This is a genomic window from Paenibacillus sp. FSL H3-0302, assembly GCF_037982245.1.
Lineage (GTDB): Bacteria > Bacillota > Bacilli > Paenibacillales > Paenibacillaceae > Paenibacillus_AQ > Paenibacillus_AQ odorifer.
Genome location: NZ_CP150284.1, coordinates 6,276,751 through 6,294,757, shown reverse-complemented (window position 1 = coordinate 6,294,757; position 18,007 = coordinate 6,276,751). Strand labels below are relative to the sequence as shown.

19 protein-coding genes and 1 other annotated feature (1 of these 20 cut by a window edge) are annotated in these 18,007 nt (G+C 46.1%); all 19 genes read left to right on the top strand.

The window, feature by feature from the left end; translation table 11 throughout:
- Positions 1-19 precede the first annotated feature (19 nt).
- Positions 20-2,488: an ATP-dependent protease ATP-binding subunit ClpC gene (gene clpC, locus MHH50_RS28120; protein ID WP_036680471.1), complete on the top strand. Its 2,469-nt coding sequence runs from the start codon at positions 20-22 to the stop codon at positions 2,486-2,488.
- A 186-nt stretch (positions 2,489-2,674) separates the two neighbouring features.
- Positions 2,675-4,042 (top strand): DNA repair protein RadA, encoded by a 1,368-nt coding sequence (radA, locus tag MHH50_RS28115; protein WP_036680472.1) that lies wholly within the window; start codon positions 2,675-2,677, stop codon positions 4,040-4,042.
- A 13-nt stretch (positions 4,043-4,055) separates the two neighbouring features.
- A complete protein-coding gene (disA, locus tag MHH50_RS28110) occupies positions 4,056-5,132 on the top strand; it encodes a DNA integrity scanning diadenylate cyclase DisA (protein ID WP_036680475.1) in 1,077 nt (358 codons plus the stop codon).
- 64 nt (positions 5,133-5,196) lie between these two features.
- Entirely contained in the window at positions 5,197-5,934 is a 738-nt protein-coding gene (pssA, locus tag MHH50_RS28105; RefSeq protein ID WP_036680477.1) for a CDP-diacylglycerol--serine O-phosphatidyltransferase, read from the top strand.
- Between the two features lie 177 nt (positions 5,935-6,111).
- Positions 6,112-7,200 (top strand): PIN/TRAM domain-containing protein, encoded by a 1,089-nt coding sequence (locus tag MHH50_RS28100; protein ID WP_340033733.1) that lies wholly within the window; start codon positions 6,112-6,114, stop codon positions 7,198-7,200.
- A gap of 95 nt (positions 7,201-7,295) precedes the next feature.
- Positions 7,296-7,994, top strand: a complete 699-nt coding sequence (gene ispD / locus MHH50_RS28095; RefSeq protein ID WP_076130021.1) for a 2-C-methyl-D-erythritol 4-phosphate cytidylyltransferase — start codon at positions 7,296-7,298, stop codon at positions 7,992-7,994.
- Positions 7,991-8,479 carry a 2-C-methyl-D-erythritol 2,4-cyclodiphosphate synthase gene (ispF, locus tag MHH50_RS28090; protein ID WP_076277842.1) on the top strand — a complete coding sequence of 163 codons (489 nt, stop codon included), beginning with the start codon at positions 7,991-7,993 and terminating at the stop codon, positions 8,477-8,479. Before ispD ends, ispF begins: the two co-directional genes overlap by 4 nt.
- Positions 8,480-8,530: 51 nt before the next feature.
- Positions 8,531-9,994 carry a glutamate--tRNA ligase gene (gene gltX / locus MHH50_RS28085; protein WP_076309049.1) on the top strand — a complete coding sequence of 488 codons (1,464 nt, stop codon included), beginning with the start codon at positions 8,531-8,533 and terminating at the stop codon, positions 9,992-9,994.
- 553 nt (positions 9,995-10,547) lie between these two features.
- Positions 10,548-11,240 (top strand): serine O-acetyltransferase, encoded by a 693-nt coding sequence (gene cysE, locus MHH50_RS28080; RefSeq protein WP_036680489.1) that lies wholly within the window; start codon positions 10,548-10,550, stop codon positions 11,238-11,240.
- Between the two features lie 49 nt (positions 11,241-11,289).
- Positions 11,290-12,696: a cysteine--tRNA ligase gene (cysS, locus tag MHH50_RS28075; RefSeq protein WP_076130023.1), complete on the top strand. Its 1,407-nt coding sequence runs from the start codon at positions 11,290-11,292 to the stop codon at positions 12,694-12,696.
- Entirely contained in the window at positions 12,693-13,127 is a 435-nt protein-coding gene (locus MHH50_RS28070) for a ribonuclease III domain-containing protein (RefSeq protein WP_076099622.1), read from the top strand. The genes cysS and MHH50_RS28070 overlap by 4 nt, the downstream gene beginning before the upstream one ends.
- 36 nt (positions 13,128-13,163) lie before the next feature.
- Complete coding sequence (gene rlmB / locus MHH50_RS28065) at positions 13,164-13,928, top strand: 23S rRNA (guanosine(2251)-2'-O)-methyltransferase RlmB (protein WP_076105935.1); 765 nt, start codon at positions 13,164-13,166, stop codon at positions 13,926-13,928.
- Between the two features lie 2 nt (positions 13,929-13,930).
- Positions 13,931-14,452, top strand: coding sequence for an NYN domain-containing protein (locus tag MHH50_RS28060; protein ID WP_036680494.1), 522 nt, complete (start codon positions 13,931-13,933; stop codon positions 14,450-14,452).
- 158 nt (positions 14,453-14,610) lie between these two features.
- Positions 14,611-15,255 carry an RNA polymerase sporulation sigma factor SigH gene (gene sigH / locus MHH50_RS28055; protein ID WP_036680496.1) on the top strand — a complete coding sequence of 215 codons (645 nt, stop codon included), beginning with the start codon at positions 14,611-14,613 and terminating at the stop codon, positions 15,253-15,255.
- 391 nt (positions 15,256-15,646) lie between these two features.
- Positions 15,647-15,796 carry a 50S ribosomal protein L33 gene (gene rpmG / locus MHH50_RS28050; RefSeq protein WP_076099620.1) on the top strand — a complete coding sequence of 50 codons (150 nt, stop codon included), beginning with the start codon at positions 15,647-15,649 and terminating at the stop codon, positions 15,794-15,796.
- Between the two features lie 20 nt (positions 15,797-15,816).
- On the top strand, positions 15,817-16,008 hold the full coding sequence (secE, locus tag MHH50_RS28045; RefSeq protein ID WP_036680497.1) for a preprotein translocase subunit SecE: 192 nt from the start codon (positions 15,817-15,819) through the stop codon (positions 16,006-16,008).
- Between the two features lie 21 nt (positions 16,009-16,029).
- The gene (gene nusG / locus MHH50_RS28040) at positions 16,030-16,563 is read left to right on the top strand and encodes a transcription termination/antitermination protein NusG (protein WP_036680499.1); all 534 of its coding nucleotides are present in this window, start codon (positions 16,030-16,032) and stop codon (positions 16,561-16,563) included.
- Positions 16,564-16,637: 74 nt separating this feature from the next.
- Positions 16,638-17,063: a 50S ribosomal protein L11 gene (gene rplK / locus MHH50_RS28035; protein WP_036680502.1), complete on the top strand. Its 426-nt coding sequence runs from the start codon at positions 16,638-16,640 to the stop codon at positions 17,061-17,063.
- 82 nt (positions 17,064-17,145) lie between these two features.
- A complete protein-coding gene (rplA, locus tag MHH50_RS28030; RefSeq protein WP_036680504.1) occupies positions 17,146-17,838 on the top strand; it encodes a 50S ribosomal protein L1 in 693 nt (230 codons plus the stop codon).
- A gap of 67 nt (positions 17,839-17,905) precedes the next feature.
- Positions 17,906-18,007 (top strand) — a sequence feature (ribosomal protein L10 leader region) (it continues 51 nt past the right edge of the window).

Genomic DNA, 18,007 nt, shown 5'->3' with positions numbered 1-18,007 from the left:
TCATGGAGGTGCAGGAGATATGATGTTTGGAAGATTTACGGAACGCGCACAAAAAGTGCTAGCGCTAGCGCAGGAAGAAGCTGTTCGTTTAGGACACAACAATATTGGCACAGAACATATTTTGCTAGGACTTATTCGTGAAGGAGACGGCATTGCTGCTAAAGCATTAATCGCTTTGGGTCTGGGTCTTGAAAAAATCCAGGACGAAGTGGAGACACTGATTGGCAGAGGCCAAGAACAACCTACGAACATTGCTTATACTCCTCGCGCCAAAAAAGTAATCGAGTTGTCGATGGACGAAGCCCGCAAGCTGGGACATACGTATGTCGGCACTGAGCATATTCTGCTAGGACTTATTCGTGAAGGAGAAGGTGTCGCGGCTCGTGTGCTTAATAATCTCGGCATCAGCTTGAACAAAGCTCGTCAGCAAGTGCTTCAGCTTCTGGGAAGCAGCGAGGCTGCATCCAGTCATAGCGGAACACCTGCTAATGTCAGCACACCTACTCTAGACGGTCTAGCACGCGATTTGACGGCTTATGCCAAGGATGGCAACCTGGATCCAGTTATCGGTCGTAGCAAGGAAATTGAACGTGTTATTCAGGTACTGAGCCGCCGGACGAAGAACAACCCGGTGTTGATAGGTGAACCTGGGGTTGGTAAAACAGCTATTGCTGAAGGCTTGGCCCAAAAGATCATCAATAATGAAATTCCAGAAACACTGCGCGACAAACGCGTAATGACGCTCGATATGGGCTCGGTAGTGGCTGGTACTAAATATCGCGGTGAGTTTGAAGACCGCCTCAAGAAAATCATGGATGAGATTCGCCAAGCGGGGAATATCGTACTCTTTATCGATGAGCTTCATACGCTGATCGGTGCTGGTGGCGCAGAAGGTGCTATTGATGCTTCCAACATTCTTAAGCCGGCTTTAGCCCGCGGAGAACTTCAGTGCATCGGTGCGACTACGCTGGATGAATATCGTAAATATATTGAAAAAGATGCAGCTTTGGAGCGCCGTTTCCAACCCATTACGGTGGATCAGCCATCCCCAGAAGAAGCGGTACAAATTCTATTTGGACTTCGCGATCGTTATGAAGCACATCACCGTGTGAAAATTACGGATGAAGCTATCGTGGAAGCTGTAAAGCTGTCTGATCGTTACATTCCGGATCGTTTCCTGCCGGATAAAGCCATTGACCTTATCGATGAAGCAGGGTCTAAAGTAAGGCTTCACTCTTACACTATCCCGCCAAATCTGAAGGAACTAGAAATGCGCTTGGATGATATCCGCAAGGAGAAGGATTCTGCTGTTCAGAGCCAAGAGTTTGAGAAAGCGGCTGCCCTGCGTGATACGGAGCAAAAAATCCGTGAAGAGCTTGATACGACTAAGAACCAGTGGAAAGAAAAACAAGGACGCACCGATTCTGAAGTTACACCTGAAGATATCGCACAGGTTGTTGCAAGCTGGACGGGAATCCCTGTAAGCAAGCTGAAGGAAGAAGAGACCGACCGTCTGCTTAACATGGAAGCTCTGCTGCATGAACGAGTGATTGGTCAGGACGAAGCTGTTAAGGCTGTCAGCCGGGCATTGCGCCGGGCGCGTGCGGGTCTTAAAGATCCGAAACGTCCAATGGGCTCCTTTATCTTCCTCGGTCCTACGGGTGTAGGTAAAACTGAGTTGGCACGTGCGCTTGCTGAAGCCATGTTCGGCGATGAGAATGCGGTCATCCGTATTGATATGTCGGAATACATGGAGAAGCACTCCACGTCCCGTTTAGTTGGTGCCCCTCCTGGATATGTCGGCTATGAAGAAGGCGGCCAATTAACAGAGAAGGTACGTCGTAAACCATACTCGGTAGTACTGCTTGATGAAATTGAAAAAGCACATCCGGAAGTATTCAACATTTTGCTGCAAGTGCTTGAAGATGGTCGCCTTACCGACTCCAAAGGCCGGGTAGTTGACTTCCGCAATACACTTATCATTCTGACCTCTAACGTAGGCGCACAGGCAATCAAGAAGAATTCAACGCTTGGATTCACGGCTGTGCAAGATGCAGGAGCAGAATACGGCAATATGAAGGGCAAGGTTATGGAAGAGCTCAAGAAGAGCTTCCGTCCAGAGTTCTTGAACCGGATCGACGAAATCATCGTCTTCCACTCACTCGATGAGAAACATATCGCTGAGATCGTTACGTTGATGTCTGATGAGCTGCGCAAGCGCCTGCGTGAATATGATGTTGATTTCGTACTCACGGATGCAGCGAAGGCCTTCTTGGCTAAAGAAGGTTATGACCCAGCCTTTGGTGCACGTCCATTGCGCCGGGCAATTCAGAAGCATATTGAAGACCGTCTTTCTGAGGAATTGTTGAGAGGAAATATCCAAAAGGGTGATTCCCTCAATATTGATGAGGTCGGCGGAGAACTTGTGGTGACTAAAGTGGACGCTCCAGTAGCGCCAGCGCTTGAAAAAGAAGTAGAATCCGAATAAAATAAACAAGGCTTTCGCTCCTTATTTATAGAGGAGCGGAAGCTTTTTTTATTGGAAATAGATCAATTTAAAATATACATTTAATGCAAATACCGAATGACCTTTCGTTAAAGGGGTAGAAATGGTAAACTTTCATTAGAAGAAAATGATCCGAATTGTAAACAGTTCGGACCGTAAGGAGAACAAATGGCTAAAGCAAAAACAAAATTTTTTTGCACCGACTGTGGATACGAATCGCCAAAATGGTTCGGGAAATGCCCAGGGTGCCAGGCTTGGAACTCCATGGTGGAGGAAACGGAAAGCGTAGTCAAAACACAGGGAATGAATGCCCCTATTTTTCATAGTAAAGAAAAGGCACAGTCGATCATAAGTATAGAAAGTGACAAGGAACCGCGCATACTGACAGGTATAGGTGAGCTTAACCGTGTTCTCGGTGGGGGGATCGTACCAGGATCGCTGGTACTAGTAGGGGGAGACCCAGGAATCGGTAAATCTACGCTCTTATTACAGACCTCGCACGCCCTTACAACACAGGGATTGCGAGTACTGTATATCTCGGGCGAAGAATCGGTAAGGCAAACTAAGCTGCGCGCGGATCGCCTCGATGCGTTGTCAACGGAGCTTTATGTACTATGTGAGACAAATATGGAAAGCATAGAAGAAGCGATCGAACAAATCCAGCCACAATTTCTTGTCATCGATTCTATTCAGACCGTATTTATGCCAGAAGTAACGAGTGCGCCAGGCAGCGTGACCCAGGTTCGGGAGTGTACGACAAGATTTATGCGTATCGCTAAGATTCGTGGAATTGCAACAGTTCTCGTTGGTCATGTTACCAAGGAAGGGGCTATTGCTGGACCACGGATGCTTGAACATATGGTGGACTGCGTGCTGTATTTTGAGGGTGAGCGGCATCATACGTATAGACTTTTGCGGGCTGTAAAAAACCGCTTTGGCTCTACGAATGAAATCGGCATTTTCGAAATGGGTGAAGCGGGGCTTACCGAAGTAGAGAATCCATCGGAGCTCTTTTTATCGGAACGTCCGCTTGGCGTGGCTGGTTCTACTGTGGTGGCAAGTATGGAGGGAACTAGACCTGTGCTTGTAGAACTTCAGGCACTTGTTGCTGCCACCCACTTCCCTTCCCCACGGCGAATGTGCACAGGCATGGATCACCAGCGGATGGCACTTATTATCGCTGTACTCGAGAAACGGATGGGCATGTTCCTGCAGAATCAGGATGCATACCTTAATGTTGCCGGGGGAGTAAAGCTGGATGAACCGGCGATTGATCTAGCTGTAGCTATTAGTATCGCCTCCAGTTTTCGTGATATTTCAACAAAACCTTACGACGTTTTCTTCGGAGAAGTAGGACTTACCGGTGAGGTAAGAGGCGTTTCGCGCGCGGAAATGCGCGTTAAGGAGGCCGCAAAGCTTGGCTTCCGGCGGGTGATTATGCCTGAAAAGAGCATGAAGGGATGGAAGCACCCGCAAGATATCCAGATTATTGGCGTCAGTACCGTAGCAGATGCACTATCGGTCGCGTTAGATTAGGGGGCACAGGGATATGAAAGAATATAACCAATTAGAGAATATGAATGATCTGCTCAGACTGGCGGCACCGGGTACACCTTTTCGGGAAGGTTTGGAGAATGTGCTGCGCGCTAAGACAGGGGCACTTATTGTCGTAGGGTACAGTCCTGAGGTGATGGACGTAGTGGATGGCGGATTCTCCATTAACTGCGATTTTTCGCCCAATTATTTATATGAGCTAGCTAAAATGGACGGAGCTATTATTCTAAGTGAGGATTTAAAGCGTATATTGTATGCTAATACACAACTTATACCGGATTCCTCTATCTCATCCATCGAGACGGGGATCCGTCACCGGACCGCGGAGCGGGTAGCGAAGCAAACGGGTAAGCTGGTGGTTTCCATTTCACAACGCCGCAATATCATCACGCTTTATCAAGGCTCGATACGTTATGCACTCAAAGAGATCGGGGCTATTTTGGCAAAGGCTAACCAAGCGATTCAGACACTCGAGAAGTATAAAGCAGTGCTCACGCAAGGACTGACGAATTTGTCAGCTTCAGAATATGAGGGCATTGTTACCGTTGCTGAAGTAGTGGGTGTTATCCAGCGTGTAGAGATGGTTTTGCGCATAAAAATGGAGATCAAACGCTATATCAACGAATTGGGCAACGAAGGACGCCTGATCAGCATGCAGATGGAAGAACTGGTTGGAAATACAGAGGAAGAAGCATGGCTTCTATACAGAGACTATGCTAAGGAAGAGCAGGAAGATAAAATCCGTGAAATTATCGCCGGTCTCAAACGGATAAGCGATGATGATCTGATGGATGACAACCATATTGCCCGTATACTGGGTTATTCCTCTACGGCAATTACCTCTGAAGAAGTGGTGACTCCACGTGGTTATCGCCTGCTTAACAAAATTCCGCGGCTTCCGAATGTGATCATTCACAATCTGGTGGAGCGGTTTGAAATGCTGCCTAATTTGATGTCCGCAAGCATAGCTGAATTGGATGAAGTGGACGGAATTGGGGAGGTGCGGGCCCGTAATATTCAGGATGGGCTCAAACGTTTACAGAAGCAAGTTCTTATTGACAGGCAAATGTAAATAACATACAATCACGTAATATTGGGGACGTTAAAGGCCAAAGTTAGAAAATTGAGGTGAAGAAATGATACAAAAATCAATTCCGAGTCTTTTTACGATAGGTAATTTGATGCTCGGAATGTTTGGTATCATGATGGCGTTTGACGGTAAGATTAGCATGGCCGCTATCATGGTTATTATTGCTATGCTGTTAGACGGCTTAGATGGTCGAGTAGCTCGCGCTCTAAAATGCGAAAGCGAATTTGGCAAGGAGTTGGACTCCTTATCTGATGTCGTTTCTTTCGGAGTCGCACCGGCCGTTATTTTGTACGTCTCAAGCCTGCAGGATTTGAACTCTGCATTAGGCTGGACAGTAACTGCGATTTTTCCGGTGTTTGGTGCTTTGCGCTTAGCCCGTTTTAATGTTCGTCCGGGGGTTCCGGGTTATTTTATCGGTTTGCCAATTCCTGCTGCAGGTGGTGTACTGGCCACATTAGCTCTTTTTAATAAAGATGTTTCGGCTCCGTTTATGATCGTTGCTACACTGCTCTTATCCTATTTGATGGTCAGCACTGTTAAATATCCTAATTTTAAAAAGATTGGATTGCCGAAAAAAGCGGTGGTTGGAGCGCCAGTGGTTATTGTTGTTGCAGTGGCTGTAGCTGTTGTGTTCCCAGAGCAAATCGCTAAGCTGATCTTTGTCTTACTTGGAATTTATGCATTATACGGCTTTAAGCAAAATATTGATCGGTTGACAGCCAGACGCCGTCATCGTCGTCGTAGCCGTTCAGAGGATAAAGTGTATCACTCCAAGAACGGTTAATCGGTCCATAAGGTAAGGTAACTGAATAAATTATGACCAAAGGTTTTGTCTTCCCTAGGGGATGGCAAAGCCTTTTTGCATTTCCAGCGCTACCCCAAGTTTATCGTCTTGAAAATTGGAACATACTGGTGAGGAATAGATCCATTTAGGATGAATAAAAAGGAGGTGCGTTAGGTTATGTGGAAAAAAGTGATTTTGTCTTTTGCCTTAATATGTGGTGCTTGGTCAGGTTTTTCGCTATACCATGCGCTCGAAAGAGGATTCCCCAAGGGGATCGAAAAGCTGGGTGAAAGCTTACCTGTAGAAGGAAGCATTTTATTTACGGTGCTGGGTGCCATTATTTTTTTGTTTGCGGGGTCTTTATGCGCGGAATGGGGAGGTTCAAAACTGCGGGAGGCGGTTCACTACTGTTCGCGTATTCCAATGAATGAATTAGCTGCAAGTGCAGCTGGGCTAACAGGGGGGCTTCTGTTATCTCTCCTGTTATACCCTGCAATGATCTGGCTTGGGAAAGCTGGGCAGCTGCTGCAAGTGCCAGCTACGTTAGCTTTTGGATATCTGGGGCTGCGGATCGGTTTGGAGAAAAAAGAGGAGCTAGCTGCACTGTGGACATCTGGACGCTGGGGTCAAGCGGCTGAGCCGGAAGGCCGCGGGCTTGAGGAACATAAAATTCTCGACACAAGTGTTATTATCGATGGAAGAATCGCTGACATTTGTAAGACGGGATTTATTGAGGGAACCATTGTCATACCTGAATTCGTGCTTGAAGAGCTCCAGCATATTGCTGATTCCTCGGATCTGTTGAAGCGGAACCGGGGACGGCGTGGGCTTGATATTCTCAATAAAATTCAAAAAGAGCTTGATGTGAAGGTATTGATCTATGAGGGAGATTTTGAAGAAATCTCTGAGGTTGACAGTAAGTTAGTGAAGTTAGCGAAGGTACTCCAAGGTAAAGTAGTCACTAATGATTTCAACTTAAATAAGGTTTGCGAATTGCAGGGTGTTTCCGTTCTGAATATTAACGATCTGGCGAATGCTGTGAAGCCTGTAGTGCTGCCTGGTGAGGAAATCGTAGTTCAGGTCATTAAGGATGGCAAAGAACATGGGCAAGGGGTAGCCTACTTAGACGATGGAACGATGATTGTTGTAGAAGGCGGACGTGAATATATCGGAACTACGATGGAGGTTCTGGTCACTAGCGTGCTGCAAACTTCGGCTGGCCGAATGATATTTGCTAAGCCAAAACTTTTGGAAAAAGCGCAATAAGTGAAGATAAAGTGTATGGGGACTGTCCTATGGGTTGGAAATGCCCGCCAAACACGTTATGATGGGATTATACGTGAAAGACAGGAGCCAGATTAATGTCAAACAGTGTGGGCGTCGTCATTGTGGCGGCAGGCAGAGGAACGCGAATGGGAACTGCGGAGAGCAAGCAATATTTGTTACTGCAGGGGAAGCCGATTATCGTTCATACGCTGGAGGTATTCCAGCAGCACGAATTGATCTCTGAAATCGTGCTCGTAACCGGTGAAGAGGATATTGAACGCTGCCGGGAATGGATACAGCTCTATAAGCTGGACAAGGTAAAGGCTATAGTAACTGGTGGATCTGAGCGTCAGCATTCCGTACATAAAGGGTTGTTGAAACTTACGACACAGTGGGTAATGGTACATGATGGTGTTCGTCCGTTTGTACAGCCGAATGAAATTGAGGCTTGCTACGAACGAGCGAAGCAGATGGGTGCTTCGGTTCTTGCTGTACCCGTCAAGGATACGATCAAACAGGTGGATAATGAAGGACAAGTACTGTCTACGCCGGATCGGCGAAGTCTGTGGGCGATTCAAACCCCGCAGACTTTTCGTCTTTCTGATTTGCTGGAGGCTTATGCAGCGGCAGAGCGGGATGGCTTTCTGGGCACCGATGACTCCAGCTTGGCGGAGCGTGCGGGGATTCCGGTTTCTGTGGTAGAGGGAAGCTACAGAAATATTAAGATTACGACACCTGATGATTTGGATTATGCAGAATTCACAGAAAGAAACAGGGGAGAGGGACAATCATGATCGCTGTAGGACAAGGATTTGATGTGCATCAGCTGGTAGAGGGCAGGCCTTGTATTATTGGGGGAGTTACGATTCCTTACGAAAAAGGATTGCTTGGGCATTCCGATGCAGATGTGCTGCTGCATGCAGTTAGTGACGCGATTCTAGGCGCACTTGGACTTGGTGATATTGGCAGACATTTTCCGGATACAGATCCAGCTTTTAAGGACGCAGATAGCTTGAAGTTATTAGAAGAGGTATGGGTACTTGCTCGTGAGCGAGGATATAAGCTGGGAAATATCGATTCAACGATTATCGCCCAAAAGCCTAAGATGGCTCCGTACATTCCACAAATGACCGAGATTATCGCACGTGCGCTTAATGCCGACCCGTCCAAGGTGAATGTTAAAGCTACTACAACTGAGCAGCTTGGTTTTGCCGGACGCGGCGAAGGAATTGCCGCACAATCTATTGTCTGTCTACTCCAAGATGTGATATCATCTTGAGATGGTCTAAGTAGTAAATTAAGTTCAACCATATGAAGCGGAGGGAATACAATGACGGATGAAGTCCGGGTGCGTTACGCACCGAGCCCTACGGGACATTTACATATAGGTAACGCCAGAACGGCGCTGTTTAACTATCTGTTCGCCCGTAATAAAGGCGGTAAATTCATTATCAGAATTGAAGATACAGACGTAAAGCGCAATGTCGCTGGTGGTGAAGAGAGCCAGCTTAAGTATTTGAAATGGCTGGGTATGGATTGGGATGAGAGCGTTGATGTGGGCGGAGAGTACGGACCTTACCGTCAGACAGAACGTCTTGACTTATATCGTGTACATTGGCAGGATTTGCTGGACAGAGGTTTGGCTTACCGCTGCTATTGCACAGAGGAAGAGCTGGAAGCGGAACGTGAAGAACAGACTGCCCGCGGAGAAACGCCTCGTTATTCTGGCAAACACCGTGATCTGACTGAAGAGCAACGTCTAGCTTTTGAAGCTGAGGGACGAGTGGCTAGCATTCGCTTCCGTGTGCCAGAAGATCGTACGTATGCGTTTGATGATCTCGTAAAAGGCAGTATTTCTTTTGACACAAAAGAAATGGGTGACTTTGTTATTGTGAAGAAGGACGGAATTCCGACCTATAACTTCGCGGTAGCTGTTGACGATCATCTGATGGCTATTACTCACGTATTGCGTGGAGAAGACCATATTTCCAACACACCCCGCCAGCTTATGATCTATGAAGCGCTTGGCTGGGAGCCACCTTTATTTGGTCACATGACGCTTATTGTTGGCGACAACCACAAGAAGCTCAGCAAACGGGATGAATCCGTTATTCAGTTTATCGAGCAATATGATGAACTGGGTTACTTGCCTGAGGCTCTGGTTAACTTCATTTCTCTGCTTGGCTGGTCTCCAGAGGGAGAAGAAGAGATCTTCAGTAAAGAAGAACTTATTTCTATTTTTGATGCGGACCGTTTGTCCAAAAGCCCGGCTGTATTCGATAAAAACAAGCTGGCGCATCTGAATAATCATTATATTAAGCATGCTGATCCTAAACGGATCTCTGCGCTAGCTATTCCACATCTGCAAAAAGCGGGTAAAATACCTGCTGAGCTGAACGAAGAGCAACAAGTATGGGCGGAAAGCCTTGTCGCGTTGTATCAAGAGCAGATGACTGCAGCTTCTGACATCGTGGCGCTATCGGAACTGTTCTTCCGCAGTCACCTAGAATTAGAAACGGAAGCAGCGCAGGTACTGGCTGAAGGCCAAGTTCCTGAGGTATTGTCTGCTTTTCTGGCTAAGGTTGAGGCCTGTCAGGATTTCAGTGCAAGCAACATGGCTGTTCTGATTAAGGAAGTACAGAAAGAAACAGGTCATAAGGGCAAAGCACTCTTTATGCCAATTCGTGTGGCTCTGACCGGACAAACGCACGGACGTGATCTTAATATAACCATTGCTTTGCTCGGCAAAAACCGGGTCATCGAACGTTTGAAATCACAAATTAAGGGCGCTTAAGGTCGTATTTCATACGACTAAACCCCCTTGTCAGTATCTTGTCTTTTGCGCTAAGATAGAATTATATGATAATAGCTGTGATCAGGAAAAGTACGTCCATTGAAGACAATTGCCAGAGAGAATAACCGAGAAAGGGACACCCTTTCGGGCTGGGAGTTATTCATTTGTCCGGGGCAGAACATGCGCCTGTGAGCTGCACGGTTGAATGACCTTTTTAAGGCTCATTAGATCGCGCCGGGAACGTCGCCGTTAATGATGCCAAGTGGAACGAAGAAATTCTGCCGTTTGTTACAATAGCGGCTCATTTGATTCGTTCAAGCAGAGTGGAACCGCGGTTAAACGTCTCTGCAGCATTATGCTGCAGGGGCGTTTTTTGTCTAAATATAAGCAAAAATAATTTTCATACAATACTCTTTGTCTTATATTTCTACGAGATAACAAACCAAGCGAACACTCACCGCATATGTATGATAAGGATGATGGGCCTGGAGACAATACCTTTCTTGTGTACCTGTAAACAGGAGATAAGGAAGTTAAGAAGAGAGGAACCGTGATGTTTAAGCATATTAAGTCGGACATTCGGGCGGTATTTGATAACGATCCTGCTGCCCGCAGCTGGTTCGAGGTTGTCTTCACATATGCCGGCTTGCACGCCATTTGGGGTCACCGGATCGCCCACTCTTTTTTCAAACGCCGCTGGTATACAATGGCTCGTATGGTTTCGCAGTTTAGCAGATTTATGACTGGTGTTGAGATCCATCCTGGAGCTGTCATCGGAAATAGGCTGTTTATCGACCATGGTATGGGGATTGTTATTGGGGAAACCTGCGAAATCGGTGATGATGTTATAATCTATCAAGGGGTTACGCTTGGAGGAACAGGAAAAGAAAAAGGTAAGCGACATCCCACGGTCGGCAACAATGTAGTTATTGGTTCCGGTGCGAAGGTTTTAGGATCTTTTCGTATTGGTGACAATTCAAATATAGGTTCGAATGCAGTTGTGTTGCGTGAAGTGCCTAACAACAGTACAGTAGTAGGGAATCCAGGTCGTGTGGTAAAACGTAATGGAGAACGGGTATCCGATCGGCTCGATCATACGAAGATGCCTGACCCGCTTGTCGATTCACTGCGGTTTTTGCAGAAAGAAATCGAAGAAATTAGGGAAAAGCTTGGCGCAGAAGATAAACAAAAAACCGCACAGCGGATAGCAGAAGCTCAGCAGTATATTGGTGACTACGAAATTTAAGCATCCCGGTATGAAGGAATCCGGAAGAACAGAAAGGGCTGGAATAAGGATGGCTTTACAAATATATAACACAATGACACGCAGCAAGGAGCAGTTTGTGCCCCAGGAGCCGGGCAAAGTTAAGATGTATGTGTGTGGTCCAACCGTTTATGGATATATGCATATCGGAAATGCTAGACCTATAATTGTTTTTGATATGGTCCGGAATTACTTGGAGCAGTTAGGTAATGAGGTGCGGTATGTTACGAATTTCACGGATGTCGATGATAAACTGATTCGCAAAGCCGAAGAAATGAACACTACTGTAGCAGAGGTAGCGGAAACTTTCATAGCTGCTTACCGTGACGACCTGGAAGGGCTTGGTGTTAAACCGGCAACCTTGAATCCCCGTGTAACGGAAAGCATGGAGCTGATCATTGGATTTATTAAAGAGCTTGAGGAAAAAGGATACGCATACGAAAGCGGCGGCGATGTATATTACCGCACTTCAAAATTTGAAGACTACGGTAAATTATCTCGTCAGAATCTGGATGAGCTGCAGTTTGGTATCCGTGTTGAGGTGGACTCACGTAAGGAAAAACCGGAGGATTTTGTGCTTTGGAAAGCAGCCAAACCTGGTGAAGTGCACTGGAGTAGCCCTTGGGGAGACGGACGTCCCGGCTGGCATATTGAATGCTCGGCTATGGCGCGAGAGTTCTTGGGAGATACGATTGATATCCATGGTGGTGGACAAGATTTGCAGTTCCCGCATCATGAATGTGAATGCGCTCAGACCGAAGCTCTGACTGGTAAACCACTCTCTAATTACTGGATGCATAATGGATTCATCAACATCGGAGACGAGAAAATGTCGAAATCGCTCGGTAATGGCTGGCTTGTAAAAGACATCCGTGAGCGTTTTAAAGCAGGAGCTATCCGCTATTTCATGCTATCGACCCATTACCGTAACCCGCTGAATTTCTCAGAGGAATCTATGACTTCCGCCGAAAAGAGCGTTGAACGGATCACGCTTGCAGAGAGTAACGTTAAACATCGGCTTGAACTCGCTGCTGATGGTGCTCAAGGTGAGGTCAACTCAGAGATTAATGATAAGCTGTCAGCTATAGTGGCCAATTTCCATGCTAGAATGCAGGATGACTTTAATACGCCTGATGCGATCACGGCTATGTTCGATTGGGTGAGCCTGGCAAACCATACGCTTGCGAATAACGAGGCTGCTCCTGCTGATTTTGCTGCATTACTGCAAGCTTTTGGCGAAATGAATGCTGTGCTGCGATTGACGCCTGAACTGGAAGAGGAAATTGCAAGTGAAGAAGTTGAACGGTTGATCGCCGAGCGGGTTGAAGCTCGTAAGAATAAGAATTGGAGCCGGTCTGACGAGATCCGTGATGAATTAGGCCGCTTGGGCATATTGCTTGAGGATACTCCACAAGGAATGCGGTGGCGTCGTAAATGAGTGAGGAACGCAAGTTTGATAACGGATGGTTTCCTTATGAGCCTTCCAAACCTGCGCGACTACTTTCGCCTATTGTTCTAGCTTATGTAGGAGATGCTATTTATGAGGTGGCTGTTCGCCAGTATTTAGTATCTCTTCCGAATTTGCGTCCGAACCATTTGCATCGTTCTGCTACAGGGCTGGTATCCGCTAAAGCACAGTGTGCAATTCTGAACTTTTTGGAGCCTAGTCTCACGGAAGAGGAGAAGGATGTCGCCCGTCAGGGAAGAAATGCGAAATCGGGAAGTGTTCCTAAGAATGCGGATGTGCTTGAATACCGTCATGCTACAGCTTTTGAGTGCTTGATTGGTCACTTGTACTACACAGGACAACAGGAGAGAATAGAAGAAATTGTGCACAAGGGTATACAGTTTATGTTGAAACAGCCGTGATAGGCTTTGGTGAAATAGAAAATAGGAGAAGTGAACATGGAAGAAGAATTGAAGACTGAAGAGGAAATATTGGCAGGGAAGCATTCTGTGCTTGAAGCGCTTCGTGCTGGTCGTACATTAAATAAAATTTGGATTGCAGAGACAGCCCAGAAGCATCTGACAGCACCCATCGTTGCCGAAGCCCGGAAAGCGGGAATTGTCATTCAGCATGTGGACAAGCGTAAGCTGGATCAACTGGCACCAGGCGTGCAGCATCAAGGGGTGGTTGCACAAGCAGCACCATTTGCCTATGTTGAAGTGGATGATCTGTTAGCTATAGCAGAAGCCAAAGGAGAACCGGCATTCCTTATATTGCTTGATGAAATTGAAGATCCTCATAACCTGGGCTCGATTCTACGGACGGCGGATTGTACTGGAGTACATGGGGTAATCGTACCTAAACGCCGTTCGGCTCAGATAACTGCGACCGTGTCCAAAACATCCGCGGGTGCTGTGGAGTATGTTCCGGTTGCCCGGGTTACAAACCTGGGTCAGACCATTGACCGTCTAAAAGAGCAGGGAGTCTGGGTAGTAGGAACAGACGTGGATACCGATCAGAATCTATACCAATCCGATATTTTCACGGGTCCGGTAGCTGTTGTAATTGGCAATGAGAATAAAGGAATGGGACGCCTGATTCGTGAAAAATGTGATGTACTTCTTAAGCTGCCGATGGCCGGAAAGATCAATTCATTAAATGCCTCTGTCGCCGCAGGAGTCATTATGTATGAAGTGATACGCCGCCGGCAACAGCAGGGATAGCTATGGCCGACTGGCGCGATGTGCTGCTTGTGGATGGATATAACATGATCGGTGGCTGGCCGGAACTTGTGGCACTGTCCCAGATTGGTATGCAGGAAGCACGCGACCGCTTGATGGATTTGCTGGCAGATTACCAGGCTTTCTCTGGACGAAGAGTTATTGCTGTTTTTGATGCATACCGTGTTCCGGGGTTGGGAAGGTCTTTTGTCCAGGGTAAGGTCCAGGTGTACTTCACCAAGGAAAAAGAAACCGCAGATGAATGCATTGAGCGACTGGTTGGGGAATATAGCAATCGGCGCCGGCAGATCTATGTGGCTACGAGTGATTTTATAGAGCAGCATATTATTTTTGCACAAGGTGCATTGCGAATTTCGGCAAGGGAATTGCATCTGGAAATTGAAGAGAATCAGAAACAAGTAAAAAAAGCTATTGAACCTGGCGGTGTCAGTTCTACTCGTCATTCTTTGGAAGACAAACTGCCTCCCGATGTGCGCAGTAAGTTGGAAAAATGGCGCAGACAGTGAGATCGAGGAAGAATCAGGAAATATTTTATTCCAATTTATGCTATTCTAGATTGATTTTGGACAAACTCCGGTTGACGGTGGAAGGTAACATAATATATACTGATCCTATATTTCGCGAAGTAACGATGTGTCTTGCGTTGCAGCCGGGGGGATTCTTGGTGAGTGTCGACCTCAAGGAAATAATGCTGTCTGAGTATGATTTCATAAGTGATGAAGATATTGTCGAGGCTTTCCGTGGTGGCGACAGTGGCGCATTAGAACACTTGATTAATAAATACCGTAACTTTGTACGTGCTAAAGCCCGCTCTTATTTCTTGATCGGGGCAGACCGTGAAGATATTGTACAAGAAGGAATGATTGGTCTATACAAGGCTATTCGTGACTTTAAAGGTGACAAGCTCTCTTCATTCAAGGCTTTTGCTGAGCTCTGCATTACACGACAGATTATAACGGCTATTAAGACGGCCACTCGTCAGAAACATATTCCGCTGAACTCTTATGTTTCCTTGGACAAGCCCATTTATGACGAAGATTCTGATAGAACACTTATGGATGTCATTTGTGGAACACAGGTTCTAGATCCAGAAGAGCTAATTATTAATCAAGAAGAATTCATTGGTCTTGAAGATAAGATGGCGGAGATTCTAAGTGACTTGGAGCGCAAGGTTCTGATGTTGTATTTAGACGGAAGATCCTATCAAGAGATTGCTGAAGATCTTAAGCGGCATGTAAAGTCTATTGATAACGCTCTACAACGAGTAAAAAGGAAATTAGAAAGATATCTAGAAGTACGTGACAATTGATGATATAATGAACAAGAGAGGGCTCGGACATCGAGTTCTTTTTTTTAGTCTTTTTGAAATCACTCGGATAGAATTAGGTGCTTGCACCATAAATTACTATTTGAGCCGATTTTAGTCGTTGCCGTTGAAGGTAGGTTTATACACAGACGGAATACCCCATAATGGTAAGGAAGACAGCGAAGTGTGAGGAAGAGATAGACCCAAAGACAGGGTACGGCCATATGACTACTAAACCCGGAATTACCCAGTGCAGAACGGAATTCTTTCGTTGACACAGACCTTGACATTATGCTAAAGTGTTTTAGGTAGGCCTAAATTCGCGGCTTTTTTTTAGGATCAATATTTGCGTCTTCTAATGTGAATTAGAAGGACGTCTCGGGAGGTGCACATCATGCGGGTAATTATCACTTTGGCTTGTACAAGTTGCAAACAAAGAAACTATGCGACTACCAAAAACAAGCGAAATCACCCCGACCGCATGGAGATGAAGAAATTTTGCAAGTATTGTAACTCGCAAACTCCTCATCGCGAAACCAGATAGTCTGTGGAGGTGTAGTCGGCATGAAACGTAGTTTCAAGTCTATGTTTTCCTTTTTCACTGAGAGCTGGAGTGAACTCAAAAAGGTTCGCTGGCCAAGTCGTAAAGAATTGACCAACTATACATTGATCGTTCTCGGTACGATTGTAGTTGTCGCTATTTACTTCTGGGTTCTGGACATCGGTATTTCCGCTGTGATTGAAGCGATTATTTAGAGAGGTCCCAGGTGGCTTGATATGGAAAAAAGATGGTATGTCGTTCATACCTATTCTGGGTATGAGAATAAGGTCAAAGCCAATTTGGAAAAGCGCGTTGAGTCCATGGGCATGGAAGACAAAATATTCCGCGTTCTTGTTCCTATGGAAGAAGAAATCGTAAACAAAGACGGTAAGAAAAAAACCGTTATGCGTAAAGTTTACCCCGGATATGTTTTGGTGGAAATGGTTCAGACTGATGATTCCTGGTATGTTGTCCGCAATACTCCGGGCGTTACTGGATTTGTTGGTTCGACAGGCTCAGGGTCTAAACCAACAGCTTTGCTTCCGGAAGAGGTAGAACAAATTCTGAAGCATATGGGCATGGTTGAACCTAAAGCGAAGATTGATTTCGAAATCAAGGAATCCGTACGTATTATGGTTGGTCCGTTTGCGAATTTTGTGGGCTCCGTGGAAGAAATTTTGGCTGACAAGAGCAAGATCAAAGTGCATGTTAACATGTTTGGACGGGAAACCCCGCTAGAGTTGGATTTCACTCAAGTGGAGAAAATATAACATAAGCTAGGGTTTCTTGTGGGAGAGCGCTATTGGCGTTCGAAGACCACTATTTTTGCAAGGAGGTGTCACTCATGGCTAAAAAAGTTATTAAAATGGTGAAACTGCAGATTCCTGCAGGGAAAGCGAATCCAGCGCCTCCAGTAGGTCCGGCGTTAGGTCAAGCAGGTGTCAACATCATGGCATTCTGTAAGGAATTTAATGCTCGTACTGCCGACCAGGCTGGCTTGATCATTCCGGTTGAAATTACAGTATTTGAAGACCGTTCCTTTACTTTCATCACTAAAACTCCTCCGGCTGCTGTTCTGCTTCGCATCGCTGCTAAAGTAGAAAAAGGATCCGGCGAACCAAACAAGAAAAAAGTAGCAAAAATCGGCCGCGCTGCGGTACGTGAAATTGCTGAAACAAAAATGCCTGACCTTAACGCTGCAACTGTTGAAGCTGCAATGCGTATGGTTGAAGGTACTGCCCGCAGTATGGGTATCACAATCGAAGACTAGTAGTTTTCGAAGAATCGGTCATTCGTGACCCGCAAGTATGTGGGAGGAATTTCCGCTAACACCACAAAGGAGGAACATTTTCATGGCTAAACATGGTAAGAAATACCAAGAAGCTGCTAAGCTGATCAACAGCGAAGCAACTTACGAGCCTTCAGAAGCTGTAGAGCTTGTGAAAAAGGCAGCGACTGCTAAGTTCGACGAAACCGTTGAAGCAGCAGTTCGTCTGGGTGTAGACCCACGTAAACAAGACCAAGCAGTTCGTGGTGTTGTTGTCCTGCCTCACGGCACTGGTAAAACACAACGCGTGCTTGTATTTGCAAAAGGTGAAAAAGCGAAAGAGGCTGAAGCTGCTGGCGCTGATTTTGTTGGTGATCAAGACATGATCAACAAAATTCAACAAGGCTGGTTTGAATTTGATGTCTGCGTAGCTACACCTGATATGATGAGTGAAGTCGGTAAACTGGGTCGTCTGCTTGGTGGTAAAGGTCTTATGCCTAACCCTAAAGCTGGCACAGTTACATTCGATGTTTCCAAGGCTGTGCAAGAAATCAAAGCCGGTAAAATCGAATACCGTCTCGACAAAGCAGGTCAAATTCACGCGCCAATCGGCAAAGTGTCCTTTGATGCTGCACAATTGAACGATAACCTTAAAGCTCTTATCGACGCTTTGAACCGTGCGAAACCAGCTGCTGCTAAAGGTGTATACCTTAAAGGCATCTCGATTTCTTCCACAATGGGACCTAGCGCTCGTGTGAACACAACCGTCTTCAGATAATTAAGGGTTGACTCTTTGAGTCAATTTTGATAATCTATAACAGTTGTGAAACTTAAGGTATCAATCTTAACCTTGAATATGCTTACCGTAGACAGTAGGTGCCTTAGTGCTTAATTTCCTACCGAGGTGTTGTGATAGAAACAAGAAGTAACGAGCTCGCTCGTATAAC

Coding starts and splice junctions, on each gene's coding strand:
- clpC (WP_036680471.1), top strand. CDS start 20: ATGATGTTTGGAAGATTTACGGAACGCGCACAAAAAGTGCTAGCGCTA.
- radA (WP_036680472.1), top strand. CDS start 2,675: ATGGCTAAAGCAAAAACAAAATTTTTTTGCACCGACTGTGGATACGAA.
- disA (WP_036680475.1), top strand. CDS start 4,056: ATGAAAGAATATAACCAATTAGAGAATATGAATGATCTGCTCAGACTG.
- pssA (WP_036680477.1), top strand. CDS start 5,197: ATGATACAAAAATCAATTCCGAGTCTTTTTACGATAGGTAATTTGATG.
- MHH50_RS28100 (WP_340033733.1), top strand. CDS start 6,112: ATGTGGAAAAAAGTGATTTTGTCTTTTGCCTTAATATGTGGTGCTTGG.
- ispD (WP_076130021.1), top strand. CDS start 7,296: ATGTCAAACAGTGTGGGCGTCGTCATTGTGGCGGCAGGCAGAGGAACG.
- ispF (WP_076277842.1), top strand. CDS start 7,991: ATGATCGCTGTAGGACAAGGATTTGATGTGCATCAGCTGGTAGAGGGC.
- gltX (WP_076309049.1), top strand. CDS start 8,531: ATGACGGATGAAGTCCGGGTGCGTTACGCACCGAGCCCTACGGGACAT.
- cysE (WP_036680489.1), top strand. CDS start 10,548: ATGTTTAAGCATATTAAGTCGGACATTCGGGCGGTATTTGATAACGAT.
- cysS (WP_076130023.1), top strand. CDS start 11,290: ATGGCTTTACAAATATATAACACAATGACACGCAGCAAGGAGCAGTTT.
- MHH50_RS28070 (WP_076099622.1), top strand. CDS start 12,693: ATGAGTGAGGAACGCAAGTTTGATAACGGATGGTTTCCTTATGAGCCT.
- rlmB (WP_076105935.1), top strand. CDS start 13,164: ATGGAAGAAGAATTGAAGACTGAAGAGGAAATATTGGCAGGGAAGCAT.
- MHH50_RS28060 (WP_036680494.1), top strand. CDS start 13,931: ATGGCCGACTGGCGCGATGTGCTGCTTGTGGATGGATATAACATGATC.
- rpmG (WP_076099620.1), top strand. CDS start 15,647: ATGCGGGTAATTATCACTTTGGCTTGTACAAGTTGCAAACAAAGAAAC.
- secE (WP_036680497.1), top strand. CDS start 15,817: ATGAAACGTAGTTTCAAGTCTATGTTTTCCTTTTTCACTGAGAGCTGG.
- nusG (WP_036680499.1), top strand. CDS start 16,030: ATGGAAAAAAGATGGTATGTCGTTCATACCTATTCTGGGTATGAGAAT.
- rplK (WP_036680502.1), top strand. CDS start 16,638: ATGGCTAAAAAAGTTATTAAAATGGTGAAACTGCAGATTCCTGCAGGG.
- rplA (WP_036680504.1), top strand. CDS start 17,146: ATGGCTAAACATGGTAAGAAATACCAAGAAGCTGCTAAGCTGATCAAC.